At 74.9% G+C, this 22,097-nt stretch carries 21 protein-coding genes; 6 read left to right on the top strand and 15 right to left on the bottom strand.

Going from position 1 to position 22,097, the window contains the following annotated elements; all coding sequences use genetic code 11:
• Positions 1-3 precede the first annotated feature (3 nt).
• From ACZ4NT_RS18210 to ACZ4NT_RS18190, 5 genes are read left to right on the top strand one after another with little or no spacing between them, the layout of a single operon-like run.
• Positions 4-1,167, top strand: a complete 1,164-nt coding sequence (locus ACZ4NT_RS18210) for an ADP-ribosylglycohydrolase family protein (protein ID WP_121403579.1) — start codon at positions 4-6, stop codon at positions 1,165-1,167.
• Positions 1,155-2,534, top strand: coding sequence for an ADP-ribosylglycohydrolase family protein (locus tag ACZ4NT_RS18205; RefSeq protein WP_467726266.1), 1,380 nt, complete (start codon positions 1,155-1,157; stop codon positions 2,532-2,534). Before ACZ4NT_RS18210 ends, ACZ4NT_RS18205 begins: the two co-directional genes overlap by 13 nt.
• Positions 2,531-3,433 carry a ribokinase gene (gene rbsK / locus ACZ4NT_RS18200; RefSeq protein ID WP_121403577.1) on the top strand — a complete coding sequence of 301 codons (903 nt, stop codon included), beginning with the start codon at positions 2,531-2,533 and terminating at the stop codon, positions 3,431-3,433. The genes ACZ4NT_RS18205 and rbsK overlap by 4 nt, the downstream gene beginning before the upstream one ends.
• Positions 3,430-4,728: a CaiB/BaiF CoA transferase family protein gene (locus tag ACZ4NT_RS18195; RefSeq protein ID WP_467726264.1), complete on the top strand. Its 1,299-nt coding sequence runs from the start codon at positions 3,430-3,432 to the stop codon at positions 4,726-4,728. Before rbsK ends, ACZ4NT_RS18195 begins: the two co-directional genes overlap by 4 nt.
• A complete protein-coding gene (locus ACZ4NT_RS18190) occupies positions 4,725-5,561 on the top strand; it encodes an HpcH/HpaI aldolase/citrate lyase family protein (protein ID WP_121403575.1) in 837 nt (278 codons plus the stop codon). The genes ACZ4NT_RS18195 and ACZ4NT_RS18190 overlap by 4 nt, the downstream gene beginning before the upstream one ends.
• Positions 5,562-5,643: 82 nt before the next feature.
• On the opposite strand, the gene lgt is transcribed toward ACZ4NT_RS18190, so the two are convergent.
• The 11 genes from lgt to hisI form a co-directional block, all read right to left on the bottom strand.
• Complete coding sequence (gene lgt, locus ACZ4NT_RS18185; protein ID WP_121403574.1) at positions 5,644-6,747, bottom strand: prolipoprotein diacylglyceryl transferase; 1,104 nt, start codon at positions 6,745-6,747, stop codon at positions 5,644-5,646.
• Between the two features lie 129 nt (positions 6,748-6,876).
• Positions 6,877-7,653: a thioredoxin domain-containing protein gene (locus ACZ4NT_RS18180; RefSeq protein WP_183116877.1), complete on the bottom strand. Its 777-nt coding sequence runs from the start codon at positions 7,651-7,653 to the stop codon at positions 6,877-6,879.
• 155 nt (positions 7,654-7,808) lie between these two features.
• Positions 7,809-8,624: a tryptophan synthase subunit alpha gene (gene trpA, locus ACZ4NT_RS18175; protein WP_121403572.1), complete on the bottom strand. Its 816-nt coding sequence runs from the start codon at positions 8,622-8,624 to the stop codon at positions 7,809-7,811.
• The gene (gene trpB, locus ACZ4NT_RS18170) at positions 8,621-9,907 is read right to left on the bottom strand and encodes a tryptophan synthase subunit beta (protein ID WP_121403571.1); all 1,287 of its coding nucleotides are present in this window, start codon (positions 9,905-9,907) and stop codon (positions 8,621-8,623) included. The genes trpA and trpB overlap by 4 nt, the downstream gene beginning before the upstream one ends.
• A 144-nt stretch (positions 9,908-10,051) precedes the next feature.
• The gene (gene trpM / locus ACZ4NT_RS18165; RefSeq protein ID WP_121404778.1) at positions 10,052-10,282 is read right to left on the bottom strand and encodes a tryptophan biosynthesis modulator TrpM; all 231 of its coding nucleotides are present in this window, start codon (positions 10,280-10,282) and stop codon (positions 10,052-10,054) included.
• A gap of 70 nt (positions 10,283-10,352) precedes the next feature.
• A complete protein-coding gene (trpC, locus tag ACZ4NT_RS18160; protein ID WP_467726261.1) occupies positions 10,353-11,162 on the bottom strand; it encodes an indole-3-glycerol phosphate synthase TrpC in 810 nt (269 codons plus the stop codon).
• 166 nt (positions 11,163-11,328) lie between these two features.
• Positions 11,329-11,793, bottom strand: coding sequence for a DUF2752 domain-containing protein (locus ACZ4NT_RS18155; protein ID WP_121403569.1), 465 nt, complete (start codon positions 11,791-11,793; stop codon positions 11,329-11,331).
• A 185-nt stretch (positions 11,794-11,978) separates the two neighbouring features.
• Positions 11,979-12,227 (bottom strand): HGxxPAAW family protein, encoded by a 249-nt coding sequence (locus ACZ4NT_RS18150; RefSeq protein ID WP_121403568.1) that lies wholly within the window; start codon positions 12,225-12,227, stop codon positions 11,979-11,981.
• A gap of 205 nt (positions 12,228-12,432) precedes the next feature.
• Positions 12,433-13,074, bottom strand: a complete 642-nt coding sequence (locus tag ACZ4NT_RS18145; RefSeq protein ID WP_121403567.1) for a TIGR02234 family membrane protein — start codon at positions 13,072-13,074, stop codon at positions 12,433-12,435.
• Positions 13,075-13,126: 52 nt separating this feature from the next.
• Positions 13,127-14,605, bottom strand: a complete 1,479-nt coding sequence (locus ACZ4NT_RS18140) for an anthranilate synthase component I (protein ID WP_467726259.1) — start codon at positions 14,603-14,605, stop codon at positions 13,127-13,129.
• Positions 14,606-14,616: 11 nt separating this feature from the next.
• Entirely contained in the window at positions 14,617-15,009 is a 393-nt protein-coding gene (gene hisI, locus ACZ4NT_RS18135) for a phosphoribosyl-AMP cyclohydrolase (protein WP_121404777.1), read from the bottom strand.
• 119 nt (positions 15,010-15,128) lie between these two features.
• Between hisI and ACZ4NT_RS18130 the strand changes: the two genes are divergently transcribed.
• Positions 15,129-15,764 (top strand): TIGR03085 family metal-binding protein, encoded by a 636-nt coding sequence (locus ACZ4NT_RS18130; RefSeq protein ID WP_121403565.1) that lies wholly within the window; start codon positions 15,129-15,131, stop codon positions 15,762-15,764.
• A gap of 45 nt (positions 15,765-15,809) precedes the next feature.
• Here ACZ4NT_RS18130 and ACZ4NT_RS18125 read toward each other — a convergent pair whose 3' ends face one another.
• From ACZ4NT_RS18125 to ACZ4NT_RS18110, 4 genes are all read right to left on the bottom strand, one after another.
• Positions 15,810-17,132 carry an MFS transporter gene (locus tag ACZ4NT_RS18125; protein WP_467726257.1) on the bottom strand — a complete coding sequence of 441 codons (1,323 nt, stop codon included), beginning with the start codon at positions 17,130-17,132 and terminating at the stop codon, positions 15,810-15,812.
• Positions 17,133-17,145: 13 nt separating this feature from the next.
• Positions 17,146-17,733, bottom strand: coding sequence for a helix-turn-helix domain-containing protein (locus ACZ4NT_RS18120; RefSeq protein WP_467726255.1), 588 nt, complete (start codon positions 17,731-17,733; stop codon positions 17,146-17,148).
• Positions 17,734-17,772: 39 nt separating this feature from the next.
• A complete protein-coding gene (locus ACZ4NT_RS18115; protein WP_467726253.1) occupies positions 17,773-19,341 on the bottom strand; it encodes a PucR family transcriptional regulator in 1,569 nt (522 codons plus the stop codon).
• A 116-nt stretch (positions 19,342-19,457) separates the two neighbouring features.
• Positions 19,458-21,974, bottom strand: a complete 2,517-nt coding sequence (locus tag ACZ4NT_RS18110; protein WP_467726251.1) for a helix-turn-helix transcriptional regulator — start codon at positions 21,972-21,974, stop codon at positions 19,458-19,460.
• Positions 21,975-22,097: the final 123 nt, after the last annotated feature.

The following is a 22,097-nucleotide window of genomic DNA, read 5'->3' as shown; positions in this document are numbered from 1 at the left end:
GGCATGACGCCCACACCCATGGAAACCCTGGAAGAACGGATCACCGGGGCCCTCGTCGGAGCCGCCGTCGGCGACGCCCTCGGCGGTCCGGTCGAGGGGTATGCGCCCGAGCAGATCCTCGAACGGCACGGCGGCCGCGTGCACGGCGTCGTCGGCCCCTGGAACGGCGACGCCTGGCGCACCGCGCGCCCGATCGCCCCGTACCACAAGGGTGACGGACACGTCACCGACGACACCTTGATGACCCACGCCCTCGTGCGCGTGTACACCCGGGTCCGCGACCACCTCGACGCCTACGCGATCGCCGAGCACCTGGTCCCCGACCTCATGGGCACCCCGCGCTGGATCCCCGAGCTGGAGGCGGAGGCGCTGCCCCTGCAGCGGATCTTCCTCGCCGAGAAGTGGCTGGTGGCCCGGCTGCACTACGGGCACGTCGACCCCCGTGAGGCCGGCACCGGGAACATCGTCAACTGCGGTGCGGCGATGTACATGGCCCCGGTCGGCCTGGTCAACGCGGCGAACCCGGCCGCCGCGTACGCCGAGGCGGTCGACGTGGCCGGCGCGCACCAGTCGTCCTACGGCCGGGAGGCGGCGGGTGTCTTCGCGGCGGCCGTCGCCGCCGCGTGTGCCCCCGGCGCCACCCCCGCCTCCGTCGTCGAGGCCTGCCTGGCCCTGGCCAAGGACGGCACCCGGGCCGCGGTGGAGGCGGTCTGCGAGGTCGCCGCCCGGCATACGGACTTCGAGTCGGCGCTCCGGCCGCTGCGGGAGGCGGTGACCCCCTACGACACCGTCGGCCCCGACTACCGCGCCCCCTCGCTCGGCGCCCGCCGCCCCTCCCGGCTGCACGCGATCGAGGAACTCCCCGTCGCCCTCGGCATGTTGCTGGTCGCCGACGGGGACTTTCGCCACGCGGTGCTGGGCTCGGTCAACTACGGCCGGGACTGCGACTCCATCGCCACGATGGCCGGCGCCCTCGCCGGCGCCCTGGGTTCCGAGATCCCCCGCGACTGGTCCAAGACGGTCGCGGAGTCGAGCCGTCTCGACCTGGACGCGCCCGCGGCGGCGCTCGCCGAGGTCACCCGCGAGATCTTCGAGCGGGACGTACGGCGCCGGCGCGCCCACGAGGCCGCGTTCGCCGGGCTCATGGGGGCGCCGTGCTCCGGCTGACCTGGGTGCAGCCCGAGGACCTGCTCGGCCACGAACTGCGCCAGGCCGCCCAGGACGGCCGTGAGGCCGGGGCCGTCGCGGCACGCTGGCGGGCGGCGGGCGGCCCCGAGGCGCCCACCCGGGCGGGTGCCTCGCCGGCACCGGTCTCCCCGTACCTGCGGGTCCTGGCGGAGGACCTGCTCGACGAACTGGCCGATCTGCCCAGCGGGTTGGCGGACCGGGAACCCACCGGTCTCGCACTCATCAAGGACCGCTGCCCGGACTGGCCGGTACGCCGGGCGCGCGGTCCGGCCGGGACGGCGGGACCGGGCGCCCTGGAGGCCGCCTGGCTCGGCCGGGCCGTGGGCTGCCTCCTCGGCAAGCCCGTGGAGAAGCTCCCCCTGGAAGGCATCCGCGCGCTGGCCCGGGCGACCGGCAACTGGCCGCTGCACACCTGGTTCACGGCCCGCGGAGTCCCCGGGGAACTGGCGGCGGCGTACCCCTGGAACACGCGCTCGGCGCCGACCTCCCTCGCCGAGAACATCGACGGCATGCCGGAGGACGACGACCTCAACTACCCCTTGCTGAACGTGCTGTTGCTCCAGCGCTACGGCCGGGGCTTCGGGACCGCGGACGTGGCCCGCCTCTGGCTGGACGAACTCCCGGCGGGCCGCACGTTCACCGCGGAGCGCGTCGCCTACCGCAACCTCCTCTCCGGTGTGGAGCCGCCGCGCACCGCCCGCCACCGCAACCCGTTCCGCGAGTGGATCGGCGCCCTGATCCGCGCCGACGTCCACGGCTGGACCAACCCCGGCGACCCGGCCGCCGCCGCGGAGCAGGCCCACCGGGACGCCGTCCTCACCCACACGGCGAACGGCGTGTACGCGGCGATGTTCGCGGCGGCGACCCTCGCCGAGGCGGCCGGCGGAGGCGGCGACGTGCACGCCTGTGTCCGGGCGGGCCTCGCCGTCGTCCCGTCCGGCTCCCGGCTGGCCCGGGCGGTCCGCCACGCCGTCCGGCTCGCCCGTACGACAGCGGACTTCGATGTCGTCGTGGACGAGCTGCACGCCACCCACAGCGCCTACCACTGGGTGCACGCCGTCCCCAACACCGCCCTGCTCGCCGCCGCGCTCACCCACGCGGACGGCGACTTCTCGGGCTCCGTCTGCCGTGCGGTGTCCGGCGGCTGGGACACGGACTCCAACGGCGCGACGGCCGGCAGCGTGGCCGGTCTGCTCGCCGGGGACCCCGGAGCCCTGCCCGACCGGTGGACCGCTCCCCTGAAGAACCGACTGGCCACCTCGATCGCCGACTTCAACGGCGTCGGCTTCGACACCCTCGCCCAGCTCACCCACCGCCAGAGCCACCAGGAGGCCTGCCGCCCATGACCCACATCGCCGTGCTCGGCAGCACGAACATGGATCTCGTCGCCTACGTCGCACGGGCCCCGCAGCGCGGAGAGACCGTGACGGGAAGGGAGTTCCGCACCATCCCCGGCGGCAAGGGCGCCAACCAGGCGATCGCCGCGGCCCACGCGGGCGCCGACGTCTCGATGATCGGCGCGGTGGGCAACGACGCCTTCGGCACCGCGCTGCGGTCCACGCTCGAACACTCCGGCGTGGACACCGACCACCTGCGCACCACCGAGGGCCCCTCCGGCACCGCCCACATCGTGGTGGACGACGAGGGCGCCAACGCCATCGTCGTCATCCCGGGCGCGAACGGCACCGTCGACCACCTGGCCCCCGGCGACGAGGCCCTCATCGCCACCGCGGACGCCCTGCTGCTCCAGCTGGAGATCCCGCTGGCGGCCGTCGTCGCGGGCGCCGAGGCCGCCCGCGGCCACGGCGTCCGCACGGTGCTGACCCCCTCCCCCGTCCAGCCCCTGCCACCCGAACTCCTCGACCACATCGACCTGTTGATCGCCAACCAGCACGAAGCGGCGGCACTCGGCGGGATCTCCGAACCCCGGGAGGCGGCCAAGGCACTGCTCGCCCGGGTCCCGGCCGTGATCGTCACGCTGGGCGCGGGAGGCTGCCTGTACGTCGCCCGGGACTCGGACCCCATCAGCGTCCCGGTGCCGCGCGTGACCGCCGTGGACACCACCGGCGCGGGTGACACCTTCGTCGGCACCCTGGCCGTCGCGCTCGGCGAGGGCCGGCCGATGCGGTCGGCCCTCGCCTGGGCCTCGGCGGCCGCCGCCCTCTCCGTGCAGCGGGCGGGCGCCTCGTCCTCGATGCCCTTCCGCTCCGAGATCGACGCCCAGGCGTCGCGGCCCGCGTCATGAGCGCCCGTCCGGACCACCTCACCGGCACCGCGGCCGAACACGGAGCCGGCACGGCGGCCGAACACGGAGCCGGCACGGCGGTCGAGCACGGAGCCGGTACGGCGACGGAACACGGCCCGCTCACCGGCCTGCGCGTGCTCGACCTGGCGACCCTCTTCGCCGGACCGCTGGCCGCCACCATGCTCGGCGACTTCGGCGCCGAGGTGATCAAGGTGGAACATCCGGCCAAGCCCGACCCGTCCCGGGGCCACGGCCCCTCGAAGGACGGGATCGGCCTGTGGTGGAAGCTCCTCGGCCGCAACAAGCGCACGATCACACTCGACCTGTCGAGCCCGGGCGGCCGCGACACCCTGCTCCGCCTCGCCGCGACGGCCGACGTGGTCGTCGAGAACTTCCGCCCCGGCACGCTGGAGAAGTGGGGTCTCGGCTTCACGGAGCTGTCGGCGGTCAATCCGCGGCTGGTGCTCGCCCGTGTCACCGGCTTCGGCCAGTTCGGCCCGTACGCGCACCGGCCCGGTTTCGGCACACTGGCCGAGGCGATGAGCGGGTTCGCCGCGATCACCGGCGAACCGGGCGCCCCGCCCACCCTGCCGCCCTTCGGCCTCGCCGATTCGATCGCCGGCCTGGCGACGGCGTACGCGGTGATGACGGCGCTGACCGCCCGGGACCGCACGGGCGAGGGCCAGGTGGTCGACATGGCGATCATCGAGCCGATCCTCACCGTGGTCGGTCCGCAGCCCCTCTGGTACGACCAGCTCGGTCACGTACAGCCCCGTACCGGCAACCGCTCCGCCAACAACGCGCCCCGCAACACCTACCGGACGGCCGACGGCATGTGGGTCGCGGTGTCGACGTCGGCGCAGTCCGTCGCCGAGCGGCTGATGCGCCTGGTCGGCCGCCCGGAGCTGATCGACGAGCCGTGGTTCGCGACGGGCGCGGAGCGGGCCCGCAACGCGGACGTCCTGGACGAGGCCGTCGGCACCTGGATCGCCCGCCACACCCGCGAGGAGGTCCTGGAGGCCTTCGAGAAGGCCGAGGCTGCGGTGGCGCCCGTCCAGGACGTGCGGGACGTCATGGCCGACCCGCAGTACGCGGCGCTGGACACCCTCACCACCGTCGACGACCCCGAACTGGGCCCGCTGCGCATGCAGAACGTCCTCTTCCGGCTCTCCTCCACCCCCGGCGCGATCCGCTGGGCGGGCCGCCCGCACGGCGCGGACACGGAGGCGGTCCTGGCCGAACTCGGTCTCACCGAGCCCGAGATCGAGGGTCTGCGGTCGGAGGGCGCCCTGTGACCCCGGAGCCGCTCCTCACCTGGCTGTACGTACCCGGCGACCGCCCCGACGTGATGGTCAAGGCCCTCGCCTCCGGCGCGGACGTCGTCATCGTCGACCTGGAGGACGCGGTCGCCCCCGACCGCAAGGAGTACGCGCGCGGGGCCGCGGCGGACCTGCTGGCCGATGTCCACCCGGTCGCCGTCCACGTCCGCGTCAACGCCCTGGACGGGCCGCTGGCCGAGGACGACCTGAAGGTGCTCGCCCCACTGCCGGGCCTGTCCGGTCTGCGGCTCCCGAAGGTGACCTCGCCCCGCGACGTCGTGCGCGTGGCGGAGAGCGCCGTCCCCGCCGAGGGCGGCGCCCCGCGGCTGTACGCGCTCCTGGAGACGGCCCTCGGCGTGGAGCAGGCCTTCGCCATCGCCTCCTCGCACCACGCGCTGCGCGGGATCGCGCTCGGCGAGGCCGATCTGCGGGCGGACCTCGGCGTACGGGAGGACGCGGGCCTGGACTGGGCGCGTGCCCGTGTGGTCGTGGCCGCGCGGGCCGCCGGTCTGGCGCCGCCCACCCAGTCGATCTATCCGGACATCCGGGACCTGGACGGGCTGGCCGTGTCCTGCGCCCACGGCCATGCGCTGGGCTTCCTGGGGCGCGCGGCCATCCATCCCCGGCAGCTCCCCGTGATCGAGCGGGCGTATCTGCCCACGGCACAGGAGACCGAGTACGCCGAGGCCGTGCTCAAGGCCGCCGCCGCCCACCCGGGCGCCCAGGCCCTGCCCGACGGCCGCTTCGTGGACGCGGCGGTGGTGGCGGGCGCCCGGCGCACCCTGTCCCTGGCCCGCCGCCGCGGATGAGGCATCCGTGCCCACGGCCACCCGCACACGGGCGGAGGGCGCCGGATCCGTGATCCGGCGCCCTCCGTCATGCAGGGGTGTGTCAGCCCTTCTTGGCCGAACCCGCCTCGTCCTTCTTCGCTGCGGCGGAGTCGTCGGGAGCGGCGGAGTCGTCGGGGGCGGCGGAGTCGTCGGTCCCCGTGTCGGCGGCGGCCTCGGCCCCGGCCGGCTCCGCGGATTCGGCGTCGGGCTCCGCGCCGGGCTTCTCCCCGTCCGCCGCGCCGGGCTTCTTGCCGAGGTCCACGGCGTCACCGTCGGCCTTGCCGTCGGCCTTGGTGTCGTCCGCCGGGCCGTCGGCGTCACCGTCGGTCCCTGCCGAGGGTTCCGTGCCGGCTCCCGGCTCGACGACCTCCTCGCGTCCCGGCCGCATCCGCGCCGAGAGGACGATGTAGACCACGGCGAGGACGAAGACCACCATCGCGGTCCAGTCGTTCAGGCGCAGGCCCAGGAAGTGGTGGGCGTCGTCGACGCGCATGTACTCGATCCAGCCGCGGCCCACGCAGTACGCGGCGACGTACAGCGCGAACGCCCGGCCGTGCCCCAGCTTGAAGCGGCGGTCCGCCCAGATGACGAGGAAACCGACGCCGACGCACCACAGCGACTCGTACAGGAACGTCGGGTGGTAGTAGCCCGGCACCCGCCCGTCCGTCGAGGACGTGATGTGCAGCGCCCAGGGGACGGAGGTCTCCCGGCCGTAGAGCTCCTGGTTGAACCAGTTGCCCCAGCGGCCGATGGCCTGGGCGAAGACGATGCCGGGCGCGAGGGCGTCGGCCCACGCGGGCAGCGGGATCCCGCGGCGGCGGCAACCGATCCACGCACCTACGGCGCCGAGTGCGATCGCGCCCCAGATCCCGAGGCCGCCCTCCCAGATCTTGAAGGCGTCCACCCAGTCGCGGCCCTCGCTGAAGTACAGCTCGTAGTCCGTGATCACGTGGTAGAGCCGTCCGCCGACGAGGCCGAACGGCACGGCCCAGACCGCGATGTCGGCGACCGTGCCGGGACGCCCGCCGCGGGCGATCCAGCGCTTGTTGCCGAGCCAGACGGCCACGAAGACGCCGATGATGATGCAGAACGCGTAGCCGCGCAGCGGAATGGGGCCGAGGTGCAGCACACCGCGTGACGGGCTGGGAATGTAGGCAAGTTCCATGGCAGGGTCGACGCTACCGTGCCGGACGCGGCCCACGGCGGGCAGCCCGGCTACGGGTCCATAACGGGGAGTGCCCCCGGCCTGCGGGAGACCGGGGGCACGTGCCTGCCGGGGGGCTTCGCGGGCGGTTCAGCCCTTGTTCTCGGCCTGCACCAGCTGCTTCAGCTTGGCCGGGGTCATCGTCCGGTCCGCGTAGATGTTCTTGCCGCCGAGCAGCACCGTCGGCGTGCCGCCGAAGTGACCGGCCTGGAAGGCCTGGTTCGACTTCACGACCCAGCTGTTGTGCGTGCCGTCCTTCACGCACGTGCGGAACGCCGGGGTGTCCAGCCCGTCGACCTTCCCCGCCAGCTCGATGAGCTTGCCGGTGTCGGCGAAGGCGTCGTCGGTCTCCTGGGGCTGGTTGTCGTACAGCACGTCGTGGTACTCGGTGAACTTCCCGGCGTCCTGGGCGCAGGCGGCGGCGTTGGCCGCCTGGCGGGAGCCGCTGCCGCCCATGTTCCCGTCGATGAGGGTGGCGAGGTGGTAGTCGACCTTCAGCTGACCGGCGGCCACCAGTTCGTGGATGGTCGGGCGGTAGACCGTCTCGAAAGACTTGCACGCGGGGCAGCGGAAGTCCTCGTAGACCGTGAGGGCCGACTTGGCGCCGTCCTGGCCGACGGGGATCGCGAGACCGTCCTTGCCCTGCGCCCCGGAGGGCGACACGACGGGGCCCGCCGCGTCGCTCTTGTCGTCCTTGCCCGCGCCGGCGGCGAGGACGCCCACCACCGCGGCGAGACCAAGGACGCAGACCACCGACGCCCCCACGATCAGCGCGCGGCGGCGCTTCTCCGCGGACTTCTGCTTCTCTCGCTCGACCGCCAGCCGCTCGCGGGCGCTGCGCTTTCCGTCACGGTTCTTCTCGCTCACATCCGGCAGAACGAACCGGGGAGGCGCAGCGCGCCTCCCCGGCCCGAGGTCCACCCGTTCGAGTGAGTGGATTGTCCTTTACGTGCGGGTATCCGGCCGCGCGTCCGGGCACGGGCGCCCGGGGCCGGATGCCCCGCGCGCCCGCACGGACGAGGTCAGGCCGTGCCGCGCACGCCCTTCGCCAGGTCGCTCGCGAGGGCGCGCACGGCGTCCAGTCCGGCCGCCTCGTCCGGCGCGTCGAGCATGCGCTTCACGAAGGCGGAGCCGACGATCACCCCGTCGGCGAAGCCGGCCACCTCGGCGGCCTGCGCGGCGTTGGAGACTCCGAGGCCGACACAGACGGGCAGCTCGGTGGTGGCCTTGGTGCGCCGCACCAGGTCCTGCGCCTGGGCGCCCACCGACTCGCGGGTGCCGGTGACGCCCATCAGCGAGGCGGCGTACACGAATCCGGAGCCCGCCGCGGTGATCTCGGCGAGGCGGGTGTCCTTGCTGCTGGGGGCGACGACGAAGACGGTCGCGAGGCCGTGCTTCTCGGCGTGCTCCCTCCACAGCGCCGACTCCTGCACCGGCAGGTCGGGCAGGATGCACCCGGCGCCGCCGGCCTCGGCGAGTTCGGCGGTGAAGCGCTCGACGCCGTAGCGGTCGATGGGGTTCCAGTACGTCATCACCAGCACCGGCTTCCCGGTGGCCGCGTACGCCTCGCGGACCGTGCGCATCACGTCCGCGATCCTCACGCCGCCGCGCAGGGCGATGTCGTCGGCGGTCTGGATGACGGGCCCGTCCAGGACGGGGTCGCTGTGCGGCAGCCCCACCTCGACGACGTCGGCGCCGCCGTCGAAGGCGGCCTTCACGGCCTCGATGCCGCCGTCCACGGTCGGGAAGCCGGCCGGGAGGTAGGCGATGAGCGCGGACCGGCCCTCGGCCCGGGCACCGGCGAGCGTGTCGCTCAGCAGCTGGATGTTGCCGCTCACTTGGCATCCCCCTCGATCTCGGCGCCGTCGCCGGCCTCGTCCGCCTCGACGACGGCATCCGTGTCGTACAGGCCGAAGTAGCGGGCGGCCGTGTCCATGTCCTTGTCGCCGCGCCCCGACAGGTTGACGACGATCAGTCCGTCCCTGCCCAGCTCCCTGCCGACCTCCAGGGCGCCGGCCAGCGCGTGCGCGCTCTCGATGGCCGGGATGATGCCCTCGGTGCGGGAGAGCAGCCGCAGTGCCTGCATCGCCGCGTCGTCGGTGACCGCGCGGTACTCGCCGCGGCCGCTGTCCTTGAGGTAGCTGTGCTCCGGGCCGATGCCGGGGTAGTCGAGTCCCGCCGAGATGGAGTACGGCTCGGTGATCTGCCCCTCCTCGTCCTGCAGCACGTAGGACCGCGAGCCGTGCAGGATGCCCGGCTCGCCGGCGGTCAGCGTGGCCGCGTGCTCGCCGGTCCCGATGCCGTGCCCGGCGGGCTCGCAGCCGATGAGGCGGACGTCCGCGTCCGGGATGAAGGCGTGGAAGAGCCCGATGGCGTTGGAACCGCCGCCGACGCAGGCGATGGCCGCGTCGGGGAGCCGTCCGGCGCGCTCCAGGATCTGCCGGCGCGCCTCGACGCCGATCACCCGGTGGAAGTCGCGCACCATCGCCGGGAACGGGTGGGGGCCCGCCACGGTGCCGAAGAGGTAGTGCGTGCGGTCGACGTTGGCGACCCAGTCGCGGAACGCCTCGTTGATGGCGTCCTTCAGGGTGCGGCTGCCGGACTTCACGGCGATGACCTCGGCGCCGAGCATGCGCATCCGGGCCACGTTCAGCGCCTGGCGCCGGGTGTCGATCTCGCCCATGTAGATGGTGCATTCGAGGCCGAAGAGCGCGCAGGCGGTGGCGGTGGCGACGCCGTGCTGGCCCGCGCCGGTCTCGGCGATCACCCGGGTCTTGCCCATGCGCTTGGTGAGCAGGGCCTGGCCGAGCACGTTGTTGATCTTGTGCGAGCCGGTGTGGTTCAGGTCCTCGCGCTTGAGGAACACCCGGGCGCCGCCGGCCTGTTCGGCGAAGCGCGGCACCTCGGTGAGGGAGCTCGGGCGCCCCGTGTAGTGGACGAGCAGGTCGTCCAGCTGACGGGCGAACTCGGGGTCGGCCTTGGCCTTGTCGTACTCGACGGCGACCTCGTCCACGGCGGCGACCAGCGCCTCCGGGATGAACTTGCCGCCGAACGCGCCGAAGTAGCCCTCGGCGCTGGGGACCTGACCGTCGGGGTCGGGAATGAAGAACTCGCTGGGCATGCGGTTACCTCGCAGGGGCGTCTGCCCCGGTTGGGGTCGGACTGGGATCACGTTCGTCCACGGACGCGCACAACGCGCCGCGGGCGCCGGACCCGGCGGCCCGTCCCCGTCGCCGCGGCCACGGGGCGGCGGTGGAGGGACCGGTCAGACCGCCGGGAGGGCGGTCCGGGCCGGGGTCGGCGTCGGCGCATGCACGCGCCGACGCCATCGCATGCCGTTGACCTGCCCCGGTTCGTCCCCGATGACGTAACGGACCCGGCGGCCGTGCACACGGCGGGCGGGTGCCCGGCAGCCGCGCGGACGGCAGCCGCGGGCCAGTCGGGCGTAGGGGTCCCGGGCCGCCGGGGCGGCGGGGAGCGGGGCGGCCGATCGCAGGCACCCGTCGGCACCGGGCGAGCGCAGGCTCACCCGGTGGCGGGAGACGATCGGCTCGGTCACGGGTGCGTCAGCCCCGTCCGTGCCGCAGGGCGGGATGGGCGCCGGCCGCGACGAGGTCGGAGACGGCGGCCTTCGGGTCGCGGCCGGTGACCAGGGACTCGCCCACCAGGACGGCGTCGGCGCCGGCGTTGGCGTACGCGATCAGGTCGTGCGGTCCGCGGACCCCCGACTCGGCGATCTTGACGAGGTAGTCCGGGATCTCGGGGGCGACCCGCTCGAAGGTGGTGCGGTCCACCTTCAGCGTCTTCAGGTTGCGCGCGTTGACGCCGATGACCTTCGCTCCGGCGTCCACCGCCCGCTCGGCCTCGTCCTCGTCGTGCACCTCGACGAGCGGGGTGAGCCCGATGGACTCGGCGCGCTCGATGAGGGACTCCAGGGCGGCCTGGTCGAGGGCGGCCACGATCAGCAGGGCGAGGTCGGCGCCGTACGCCCGGGCCTCCCACAGCTGGTACGACGTGACGATGAAGTCCTTGCGCAGCACCGGGATGTCGACCTTGGCGCGGACTGCCTCCAGGTCGGCGAGCGAACCGCCGAAGCGGCGCTGCTCGGTCAGTACGGAGATGACGGCCGCACCGCCCGCCTCGTAATCGGCGGCGAGGGCGGCCGGGTCGGCGATCGCGGCCAGCGCGCCCTTGGAGGGGCTGGAGCGCTTGACCTCGCAGATGACCTTGACGCCGTCACCGCGCAGGGCGGCGACCCCGTCCTTGGCCGCGGGAGCCTTGGCGGCGCGCTCCTTGAGCTCGTCGAGGCTGACGCGCGCCTGCCGCTCCGCGAGGTCGGCACGGACTCCGTCGATGATCTCGTCGAGCACACTCACGCGAGCGGCCCCCTTCCCAGCGGTGGACGGTTGAAGCGGTCGAGCGGTCGACCCGGGTTCGCCGTACCTGACGGTTCAGACGGGTCACTGCGATGGTATCCGGAGGAAGGCGAAGGCCTCGCATCCGGTTGACGCCGGTCCCACTACCTGGACATTTGCCACATGATCAAGGGTGCAGCCAGCCACCGAACGGCAGGTTCCGGACAACGGTGAAGACCAGCAGCAACACGCCGGCGCCCCACAGCTGCGCGGTCCCCAGGTCGATCCGCACCGGCCGGCCGCGGGCCGACCGGACCGCCCAGACGGCCCACACCACCGCGAACACCAGGTATCCCACGACGGCGAGCGCGTTGTCCGTGAGCGCCGTCGCGACGTCCCCGTGCACGAACGCGTGCGCGCTGCGCAGTCCGCCGCAGCCGGGGCAGTAGAGCCCGGTGTAGCGCAGCAGCGGGCAGACGGGGTAGTGCCCGGGCTCGTTGGGGTCGACGGCTCCGACGTAGGCGAAGGCGCCGACGACGACCGCGAGGACGCCCGCGGGCACCGCCAGTCGCCGCACCGCCCCGGCGACCGGGCCGGGGGTGGCGGCTCCGGGCGGAGTCACGCTCTGGGATTCGGCGTTCACCCCACGCATTCTGCCCCGCGCGCGCCGCGCGCGCCCGTCACACGTGGGACAGCCGGTGCTCGCGGGGCGGCGGCACTCGGAGCGTCCGGAACGGTCCGGGACGTCCCTGGACACGCAGAAGCGGCCCCCGAGGGCTCCGGGGGCCGCTTTCCGACGTCTTCAGGTTGCCGCGGCCGGGTTCGCCGCGGCGGGCATCAGCTCTCCGCGCCCGCGACCTGGGGCGCCGTGTGCGGCCTCTGCACGTGCGCCTCCTTCGGCTGGCCCAGGCCCATCGCCCGCATGACCATGCCGACGACACCACCGAGGACGACGATGACCATGCCGGCCCAGAAGCCCAGCGGGTTGGCCAGCACCATGAAGGCACCGGAGACGCAGAAACCGATGAAGGCGATGATGACACCGGTCCAGGCGGCCGGGGTGTGACCGTGGCTGCTGCCCGCCATGACTTGCTCCTCGTTGCTGTGTGCGTGTGTGAGTCGGACGCTCGCCGTCCATTGTCCCGTATGCGCGCGTCTGCCTTGAGCGCGGGGTGTCTCCTCTTCGGCCGGGCGGACCGGGTCGGGACGGACGTCCCGGGCCGAAGGTCCCGCCGACCGGGGCCCGCAAGGGGCCGGGGTCCTCCAGGGAGTGTTGCCTGGATCACACCCCTCAGGTGCCCGTCGGGTCCTCTCCGCGGTCCAGGGCCTTCCACAGGTCCTCCGGCCGGTCGGGGTCCACGGGCTTGGCCTTGCGCGGCCGGGGCGTGCCGTCCCGTTCGTAGCGGCCGGACATGGCCGGCCACAGCCGTCCGTAGCGCAGCGCGAGCAGCCCCGCGAGGAGGATGAGTGCTCCGCCGACGGCCGCGACGTAGGGCCAGGCGGTGTGGCTGAGCGCGTCCACCGTGGCGGACGTGTCACCGGAGGCCTCGGCCGCCTTCTCGTCGAGCGCGGAGCTGTCGTTCGCGCCCAGCAGCGCCGCGGCGACGGTGCCCGCGCCCGACAGCGCGAGCAGCACGGACACCAGGAGCCGCCCGGACCGGCGTACGGCGAAGACCGCGACGAGCGCGGCGAGGCCCACGACGGCGAGAGCGGCCGGCACCCCCGTGACGTCGCTGCCGCTGGCGGTCAGCGGGAACTCGCCGCCGGCCACCGAGGCGGTGCCCTCCGACCAGTTCCGCCGGGTGGACAGCAGCGTCACGGCCGCGCCGAGCGCGCCGCAGAACAGGGCTGTGGCGAGGCTGCGGCGGCCGGACCCGGTGGGTCCTGCGGCGGCTTCGGATCGGGGGCGAGGTACAGCAGTCACGTACTCCACTATCGCCTGAACCCCGGGCGAACCGTCACCCGGGGTTCACGTGAGACGCGTCCTATTTCCCGAGCCGGTTCGCCGTGTGCACCGCGCGGAGGACCGCCGCGGCCTTGTTGCGGCACTCGTCGTCCTCCGCGACCGGGTCGGAGTCCGCCACCACGCCGGCACCGGCCTGCACGTACGCCGTGCCGTCCCGCAGCAGCGCGGTGCGGATGGCGATGGCCGTGTCGGAGTCGCCGGCGAAGTCGAGATAGCCGACGCAGCCGCCGTACAGCCCGCGCCGGGAGGGCTCCAGTTCGTCGATGATCTGCATGGCGCGCGGCTTGGGCGCGCCGGAGAGGGTGCCCGCCGGGAAGCAGGCGGTCAGCACGTCGAAGGCCGTACGCCCCGGCGCGACCCGGCCCGTGACCGTCGAGACGATGTGCATGACGTGCGAGTACCGCTCGATGGACATGAAGTCGACGACCTCCACCGAGCCGGGCTCGCAGACCCTGCCCAGGTCGTTCCTGCCGAGGTCGACGAGCATCAGGTGCTCGGCGCGCTCCTTGGGGTCGGCGATCAGCTCGTCGGCGAGTGCCTGGTCCTCCTGGACGGTGGCGCCGCGGGGCCGGGTGCCGGCGATCGGGTGGACCATCGCCTGCCCGTCCTCGACCTTGACCAGGGCCTCGGGCGAGGAGCCCACGACGTCGAAGCCGTCGAAGCGGAATAGGTACATGTACGGCGAGGGGTTCGTCGCCCGCAGGACGCGGTAGACGTCGAGCGCGCTCGCCGTGCACGGGGTCTCGAAGCGCTGCGACGGGACGACCTGGAAGGCCTCGCCGGCCCGGATGCGCTCCTTGATGTCCTCGACGGCGTCCTGGTAGTCCGGGCCGCCCCACAGCGCGGTGTACTCGGGCAGCTCGGACGGCGGGAGCGCGGCCGGGGGCTGGGACACCGCGCGGGAGAGGTCGGCCTCCATCGCGTCGAGGCGGGCGACGGCGTCCGCGTACGCCTCGTCGACCCCCGTGTCGAGGTCGTTGTGGTTGATCGCGTTGGCGATCAACTGGACCGTGCCGTCCCAGTGGTCGAGGACGGCGAGGTCACTGGTGAGCAGCATGGTCAGCTCGGGGAGCCGCAGGTCGTCCCGCTCGCCGGGGCCGATCCACTCCAGGCGGCGCACGATGTCGTAGCCGAGGTAGCCGACCATGCCGCCGGTGAACGGGGGCAGGTCTCCGGCGTGCGGCGTGTGCAGGGCCTCGATCGTGGCGCGCAGGGCGACCAGCGGATCACCCCCGACGGGCACGCCGACGGGGGGCGTACCGAGCCAGTGGGCCTGTCCGTCGCGTTCGGTCAGCGTCGCGTGGCTGCGGACGCCCACGAAGGAGTAGCGGGACCAGGACCGGCCGTTCTCGGCCGATTCCAGCAGGAAGGTGCCGGTGCGCTCGGCGGCCAGCTTGCGGTAGAGGGCGACGGGCGTGTCGCCGTCCGCGAGGAGCTTGCGGCTGACCGGGATCACCCGGCGGTCGGTGGCCAGCTTGCGGAACGTCTCGAGGTCCATGGCGGCTGACCCTACTGACCGGCGGCCGGTGTGCCGGACACGGCGTCCGCGAGCAGGACGTCGGCGTCGAAGCAGGTGCGGGCGCCGGTGTGGCAGGCCGCGCCGGTCTGGTCGACCTTGACCAGGACGGTGTCGGCGTCGCAGTCGAGCGCCACGGACTTCACCTGCTGGACGTGTCCCGAGGTGTCGCCCTTGACCCAGTACTCCTGGCGGCTGCGCGACCAGTAGGTGCAGCGGCCCGTGGTGAGCGTGCGATGCAGCGCCTCGTCGTCCATCCAGCCGAGCATCAGCACCTCACCGGTGTCGTACTGCTGGGCGATGGCGGGGACGAGCCCGTCGGCGCTGCGCCGGAGGCGTGCGGCGATCGCGGGGTCGAGGCTGCTGGGAGGGGGCGTGCTGGTCATGCCGACCATTGTGCCGCCCCGGCCGGGCGCACCCGGAGGACGTCCACTGGGCGGACCGCGCGGCGCCGGGGCCGTATCTCCACTGGGCGGACCGGTGCCACGGTCGTAGGCTGGCTCACATGTCGACCCATGCGAAGCGTGAACGACTTCTCCTCGCCGACCTGTTGGAGGCCGAGGGACCGGACGCCCCCACCCTGTGCGGGGACTGGACCACCCGCGATCTCGCCGCGCACGTCGTGGTGCGCGAGCGCCGCGCCGACGCCGCGGGCGGGATCCTGATCAAGCAGCTCATGCCCCGGCTGGAACGGGTCCAGGCGGAGTTCGCCGAGAGGCCGTACGAGGAGCTGATCCGGCTCATCCGTACGGGGCCCCCGAAGTTCTCGCCGTTCTCGGTGAAGCAGATCGACGAGGCGTCGAACACGATCGAGTTCTACGTCCACACCGAGGACGTGCGCCGGGCCCGGCCCGGCTGGACGCCCCGGCCTCTGGACACCGTCTTCCAGGACGCGCTGTGGTCGCGGCTGGACCGTACGGCGCGGCTGGTGGGCCGCGGCGCGCCGACCGGCCTGGTGCTGCGCCGCCCGAACGGCCAGACGGCGGTCGCCCGCAAGGGCACGCCGGTGGTGACGGTGACCGGCGAGCCCTCCGAGCTGCTCCTCTTCACCTACGGACGCCAGAACGTGGCGGACGTGGAGCTGGAGGGCGACAAGGACGCGATCGTCCGGCTGAACGAGGCCAAGCAGCTGGGCCTCTGACCTCCCCCTGGTGCCCCGCGCGCCCCGGGTCCGTGCCGCTGCCGCCTACCGGGGCAGTTCGGCGCGGCGCAGGGGCGGCGAGCACAGGGCGACGACGCCGCCGAGGCCGCAGACCGCGGCGCTGACGACGAAGACGGGGCCCGTGCCCCACAGTCCGATGGCGGCGGCGGACACCGGCATGCTCAGCGGGGCGAAGCCGAGGCTGACGAGGCCGGCGACCGCGCTGACCCGGCCGAGGTAGGCGGGGTCCGTCTCGGTCTGCAGCAGGGCGCCGCACAGCGCGCCGCTCAGCCCGGCGAGGAGTCCGACGAGCAGGGCCACGCCCACGGCGACCGCCACGCCGGGGACGTACGCGAGGGAGCCGATCGCCACGCACCCCAGCAGGATCGCGACGGACATGACGCGCCCCGCGTGGGGCAGGCGTCCGCGCGCGGTCAGCAGCAGGGAGACGAGGCCCGCGCCGGTGCCGAAGCCGGCGAGCACCCAGCCCATGCCGGAGGCGCCCCAGCCGCGCTGGTCGGCCAGCAGGGCGAGTCCGACGTTGAGCGGGCCGACGAACCCGAGGTCGCCGAGGGCGATGGCGACGATCAGCGGGGCCAGCACCGGGTGGCGCCGGATGTAGCGGAGACCGTCGCGCAGGTCCCGCCAGGCGGTCCGGGACGCCTCTCCGGCGGTCTTTCCGTCCACCCCCTCGGACGCACCGGACGCATCCGCCCCGTCGGACGCGGCGGCACCCTCGGACGCGTCGACCGGGAGAGCCCTCATGCGGACCGACACGAGCAGCGGCACCGACACGGCGATCAGCAGGCCGGCGAGACCGAACGCGGCCGCGGCGCCGCCGACGGCCACACCGAGCCCGCCGAGCGGGGCACCGACGACGTTGGCGAAGCGGATCGCCAGGCCGCGCATGCCCTGCACGCGGGCGAGCTGGCCGCGGGTGGTCACGCGGGCCGGAAGTGCGCCGACGGCCGGCATGAAGACGGCGTCGACGGTGCCGAAGACCAGCGCGAGCAGCGCCAGCAGCCACAGACCGGGCTCGGACGCGAACAGCAGCGCGGCCACCGCGAGGACGGCCGCACAGCGCACGGCGTCGCTGCCGATGACGACCTTCCGCGGCCCGAACCGGTCGGCGACGACTCCCCCGCCGAGCATCAGCAGGGCCCTGGGCACGGCGCTGACCGCCATCACGAGCCCGGCCTGGGAGGGCGTGCCCGCGCGGACGGCGGCCCAGGACAGGGCGATGTAGTACACCTTGTCGCCCACCATCGAGGCGGTGTAGGCCGCGAGCCAGCGCAGGACGTTGCCGTCGCGGTGGGCGGGCCGGCCCGCGGTGGCGGGCGGGGCGGCGTGAGCGGTGCCGACGGTCATGGGCGGCGTCCTCTCAGGCCCGGAACGGGAAGCCGAGCACGTACAGCGCCACGTTCTCGCGCCCCTCCGTGTCACCGGCCGCCTCGGCGGCGCGGCCCCGCTGCTCGTACGACTTCAGCACGCCGAGCAGCTCGCTCGTCAGCGCGGACAGCTCACCGGCCGTCAGCCGCATCAGCGCCTCGGAGTCGGCGGACGCGTCGCGCCACTCGACGTCCCAGGCGGCGCGCTCGTCGAGGTGGCGCCGGTAGGCCTCGGTGCGCTGCTCGTGGAAGAGGCGGGTGGCCGCCTGGTGGGCGGCGGCCTTCTCCGGTGCGTCGCGGAAGTCCTCCTCGCGGATGTTCACGCCGTCCGACGCGGGCCGCCACCAGCGTTCACGGCCGTCCTTGCGCTGCGGCTCGGCCTCCTCGATCAGGCCGTGGTCGGCGAGCTTGCGCAGGTGGTAGCTGACCAGCGAGACCGCCTCGTCCGCCTGCTCGGCCAACTGCGAGGCGGTCGCGGTGCGCGCCATGACCAGCGCCCGGTACAGCTGTGAACGGAGCGGGTGGGCAAGCGCTTTGAGCGTGCCCAGGTCCGTGATGCGGCGCTGCTGATCGTCGGCCATGACCGCACGATAAGTTACGAAGGAAAAGTTGCGCAATTACTACTGCGCAACTTTCCTTTCGTTCCTCGGCTCCTGCCGGACCGGCCCCTCCGGGCCGCCGCTCCCGGCGCGGCCGGTCCGGCAGGGGTCGAGCAGGGTGCGGGCGGCCAGGGCGAGCGACAGCTCGACCACGTCCGACGGACGGGTCAGCGAGCGTCCCGTCAACTGCTCGCAGCGGCGGAGCCGGTTCAGGACGGTGTTGCGGTGGCAGTAGAGCCGGGCGGCGGACCGCTGGGCGGAGCCGTCGCAGGCCAGCCAGGCCGTGAGGGTGTCCAGCAGGATGTCGCGGTCGGAGGGGTCCAGGCGCAGCAGGGGACCGAGGACCCGCTCGGCGAGCGCCGCGCCGAGGGCGGGCGCGGAGACGACCAGGGCGGCGGGGAGGTTCTCCTCCAGCACGACCGTCCCCCCGGCCCGCGGGCAGGCGCGCAACGCCGTGTCGGCGAGCCGCCGGGCGTCCCCGACCGAGGCCAGGCCGTCGACCACCGGGCTCACCCCGATCCGCGTGCCGGGCGGCGCGGTCAGCAGGCCCGCGATGTCGGCGGCGTCCTCGGCCAGGCCGTGGGCGCGGGCGCGTTCCCGGCCCCCGCCCCCCTCGCCCGCGCCGTCCGCCGCGTCACCGTCCGCCCGGTCGTGCTCGGCATCGCCCCCGGTACGCGAGCCGCCGCGGGGCAGGTGCTCGCCCTCGGCCGGCAGGTGGCCGCGCAGGGGACGCACCTCCCCGTCGGCGCGGCCGTCCCCGCGCTCGCCGCCGGGGAACGGGTGACCGTCGCCGTGCGGGTGACCGCCGAGCAGGACGATGCCGTAGTCGCCGCCCGACTCCCGGTACCACTGCACGCGCAGGCCCGGGAGATCCACCGGGGCCCGGCCGTTCACCAGCGCCGGGCCCGGCGGGAGCTGGGCGAGGACGACCGCGTACCGCCCACGCTCCGGGAGTCCGAGCGCGGTGGCCGTCGCCGGCAGGTCGGCGATGCGCGCGGTGCCGTCGAGCAGCGCGGCGGTCATCAGCCGGAGCCGGTTCTCCCTGCGCCAGGTCAGCTCGCGCTCGGTCTGCCGGTAGGCGTCGGTGACGATCGCGCAGTGCTCGTCGACGAAGTTCCACACGTCGGCGGCCACGTGCACGAGAAGGCGTACGTCCGAGGGGTGGCGGCGCGTGGTCTCGTCGACGAGGCCCTGCCACACCATGCCGCCGCCCAGCCGGAACGCCCGCAGCAGGGCGTCCAGCGGAAGACCTCGCTCGGCGCGCGTCCGGCCGATCCCCCAGGAGCAGCGGCGGGCGGCCTCGCGCAGTTCGCCGGGCCGCAGCAGGGAGCCCACGTTGAGCCGCAGCGAGCGCTGCACCTCCTCGCGCACGCCGTCGACGTCCGTCTGCATGGCGGCGCGGTACGCCGGCTCGCGCTCGCGCAGGACCGCCATCAGACGCTCGGTGAGCTCGGGAAGTCCCGCCAGCAGGACCCGGGCCGACCGGTGCAGCACGGAGAGCGCCTCCGCGTCGACGGCCGAGCGGGTGGCGGGTACGGGTGGCCGCGGACCGGACACGGTCCGGACGTGGTCCTGTACGAGGTGCTGCATCGCTGTCCTCCACCGGAATCGGCTCGGACCGGCCGGGCACGGTGCGCCGCCGCACGGCACGCCGGTCCCGCCGGACCTTCCTGAGCCCGCAGGATGACATACCGCCCGGTCGGTACCTAGGGGTGTGCGACGGTCTTCTCCGCTCGGTCCACCAGTCGGGACAGCTCCACACGGGAACGGACCCCCAGAGCTGCGAAGACGTTCCGCAGGTGGTGGTCCACTGTGCGCGGGCTCACGGACAGCCGCAGGGCCACCTCCCGGTTGGTGGCGCCCTCCGCGACGCAGCGGGCGATCCGCAGCTGCTGCGGCGTGAGGAGCGCCAGGAGCCCCGGCGACTCCTGGGCTCCGGCCTCGCCGGTGGCCCGCAGTTCCGCCCGTGCCTGCGCGGCCCAGCCCAGGGCGCCGCCGCGCTCGAAGGACACCAGGGCGTCGCGGAGCCGCCCCCGGGCCTCGCCCGGGCGGCGCCGCCGCCGCAGCCACGCACCGTAGAGCAGCAGGGTGCGACCGCGCTCGAAGTCACCGCCCGCCCGGTCGTGGGCGGCCAGCGCCGTGGCGAAGAAGGGTTCGCACTCCTCCGGCCCGGCCAGCAGCGCGTGGCAGCGGGCCAGCTGGGCCGGGGCCTGCGGGTCGGCACCCTGCGCGGCCCAGTGGGCGAACCCGGCCACCGCGGCACGGGCGGCCTCCGGTTCACCGGCCCGGGCCGACGCCTCCACGAAGCAGGGGATGGCCAGCATGCGCACGGCGAAGTGGCCGTGCCGGGGGCCGGGGCCCACCAGCGGGCCGAGGCGGGCGGCGGCCTCCGGGACCCTGCCCCGGCCGAGGTCGGCCCGCGCCCGGGCCCACTGCGCGAGCGTGGCGGCCTGCACCAGGCCGTGCGGCGCGGCCACGCGTTCGGCGGCGGCGGCGTGCTCGGCCACGGCGTCCGGGTCGCCCTCGACGGAGGCCGCCAGCGCCAGGATGGCGTGGTGGTGCGCCGCGCTGTTGTGCTGCCCGGTGCCGAGCGCGGCGCGCAGGCCCTCCTCCGCGTGGGCGCGGGCGCGGGCGTGCCGGCCGGCGCGCAGTTCGCCGTAGGCCAGGTGCTCCAGGGCCTGGGGCACGAGGATGTACGGCCCCCCGGCCCGGGCGACCGCCAGGGCGCGGGAGTTGAGCCGGCAGGCCGCGGCGAGGTCGCCGACGACGAGGGCGGCGACGCCGGTGCGCAACAGGCGTTCCGGGTCGTCGACGGTCTCGGCCGGTCCGCCGGCCATGTACTCCCGTAACCTCGCCCGGCCCGCGTGCAGGCGTCCGTGCATCACCTCGGACATTCCCGCGCGGAATCCGGCGAGGCGCCGGTCCGGGTCGCTGCGCGCCGAGGGGTGGTCCAGCGCCTCCAGGTAGGCCGCCGCGTCGCCCATCGCCCAGGCCGCCTCCATGGCGGCGAGACGCGCGGTGAGGGAGCCGGGAGGGTCGTGCGGGGCGAGCAACTCGGCGGCCAGCAGCAGGGTTTCGCGGGCGTCGGCCACGGGGCCGTCGCCCAGCGAGAGCCGGCCGCGGACGAGCTCGGCGGCGCCGCGCACGGCGTCCGGCAGGTCCTCGCGGCCGGCCGCCTCCAGCAACTCCCGCGCCCGGTCCGGGAGTCCGCCGAGCCGGGCGTGCTCCGCCGCGGCCGTGAGCCGGACGGCCCGGCGCCCCTCGTCCGCGGCGAGTTCCGCGGCCCGTGCGTACGCGGCCGCACGCTCCGGGTGCGTCGGACGCCGGTGCGGACCGGCGGCGGCACCCGCGGCGGCGGCCAGTTCGTCCCCGAGCTCAGGCGCGGGCCCCTCGACGGCGGAGGCCCGGTGGTACAGCACCGGCAACGCGTGCAGGCCCCCCGTCCGGGCCCCGGCAGGGGCCCCGCCCCTAGCCCCCGGGCCCCCGTCCCCCGAGCCCCCGTCCCCCGCGGCCGAGCCCGGCCGGGCAGCGTCCGGCACGGAACGCCGGCCCGCCGCCGGAGCACCGCAGGAACCACCGGAGCCCTCCTCACCCACGGCGGACGCGACCGAGCCCCCGCCGGACTCCACCGGCACCGCGTGCCGGTCCCCGGCGGGGGGTTCGCCCGGGCCGGGCGCCGGGACGCGTCCGTCCGCGGCATGCGCGTCGGCGAGGAGGCGGTGGGCGGCGCGGCGCCGGGCGCGGGGGGCCGCGGCGTAGACCGTGCGAGGGCGCAGCGGGTCAACGAAACGGAGGCGGCCCCCGGCCAGCCGGACGACCCCCGCGGCCTCGGCCGCCTCCACGGCACCGGCGTCCAGTCCCGCGGACTCGGCGGCCCGCAGCACCACCCCGGCATCGACACCGGCCGCCCCCGCGTCCCGCTCCTGCTCGGCCGCCGCCAGCAGCATCAACTGCCCTACGGCCGCGAGCAGTCCGTCCGGCTCGGCCGCGGCCCCGTCGACGGGCCGCCGCTCCTCCCCCGCACCGTGGGCGGCTTCCTCGCGCGGCTCGCGCCTCCCGCCCCGGGAAGCAGCACCGGAGAGGCTTCCTGACCTCGCATCAGGTCCGTTGTCCGGGAGCCCGCTTCGGGCCTCACCGGGGCCGGTGGCCGCCGAGGCCGCGCACCCGCACCCCCCGTCCCGCGCGCCACCGGTCGCGGTGCCGTATACGGCGGGATCCGTCACGGCGGGATCCCGGGGCGGGCCCGGCTGCCGCGCCGGGACCCCCGCCGCGGGAGCGTCGGCCGGCGTCCGGGCGGGCCCGGTCACCGGCCCGGGAGCGGGCAGCGACTCATGTCCGAGGCCTGG

This window comes from Streptomyces sp. NPDC026417, from assembly GCF_055567695.1.
The sequence above is the reverse complement of the archived record's forward strand: the minus strand, read 5'-3'. Positions and strand labels throughout refer to the sequence as shown.

Excerpts from the sequence above, each read along its gene's own strand:
- ACZ4NT_RS18210 (WP_121403579.1), top strand. The coding sequence starts at position 4 with ATGACGCCCACACCCATGGAAACCCTGGAAGAACGGATCACCGGGGCC.
- rbsK (WP_121403577.1), top strand. The coding sequence starts at position 2,531 with ATGACCCACATCGCCGTGCTCGGCAGCACGAACATGGATCTCGTCGCC.
- ACZ4NT_RS18195 (WP_467726264.1), top strand. The coding sequence starts at position 3,430 with ATGAGCGCCCGTCCGGACCACCTCACCGGCACCGCGGCCGAACACGGA.
- lgt (WP_121403574.1), bottom strand. The coding sequence starts at position 6,747 with ATGGAACTTGCCTACATTCCCAGCCCGTCACGCGGTGTGCTGCACCTC.
- trpB (WP_121403571.1), bottom strand. The coding sequence starts at position 9,907 with ATGCCCAGCGAGTTCTTCATTCCCGACCCCGACGGTCAGGTCCCCAGC.
- ACZ4NT_RS18155 (WP_121403569.1), bottom strand. The coding sequence starts at position 11,793 with ATGCGTGGGGTGAACGCCGAATCCCAGAGCGTGACTCCGCCCGGAGCC.
- ACZ4NT_RS18150 (WP_121403568.1), bottom strand. The coding sequence starts at position 12,227 with ATGGCGGGCAGCAGCCACGGTCACACCCCGGCCGCCTGGACCGGTGTC.
- ACZ4NT_RS18140 (WP_467726259.1), bottom strand. The coding sequence starts at position 14,605 with ATGGACCTCGAGACGTTCCGCAAGCTGGCCACCGACCGCCGGGTGATC.
- hisI (WP_121404777.1), bottom strand. The coding sequence starts at position 15,009 with ATGACCAGCACGCCCCCTCCCAGCAGCCTCGACCCCGCGATCGCCGCA.
- ACZ4NT_RS18130 (WP_121403565.1), top strand. The coding sequence starts at position 15,129 with ATGTCGACCCATGCGAAGCGTGAACGACTTCTCCTCGCCGACCTGTTG.
- ACZ4NT_RS18125 (WP_467726257.1), bottom strand. The coding sequence starts at position 17,132 with ATGACCGTCGGCACCGCTCACGCCGCCCCGCCCGCCACCGCGGGCCGG.
- ACZ4NT_RS18120 (WP_467726255.1), bottom strand. The coding sequence starts at position 17,733 with ATGGCCGACGATCAGCAGCGCCGCATCACGGACCTGGGCACGCTCAAA.
- ACZ4NT_RS18115 (WP_467726253.1), bottom strand. The coding sequence starts at position 19,341 with ATGCAGCACCTCGTACAGGACCACGTCCGGACCGTGTCCGGTCCGCGG.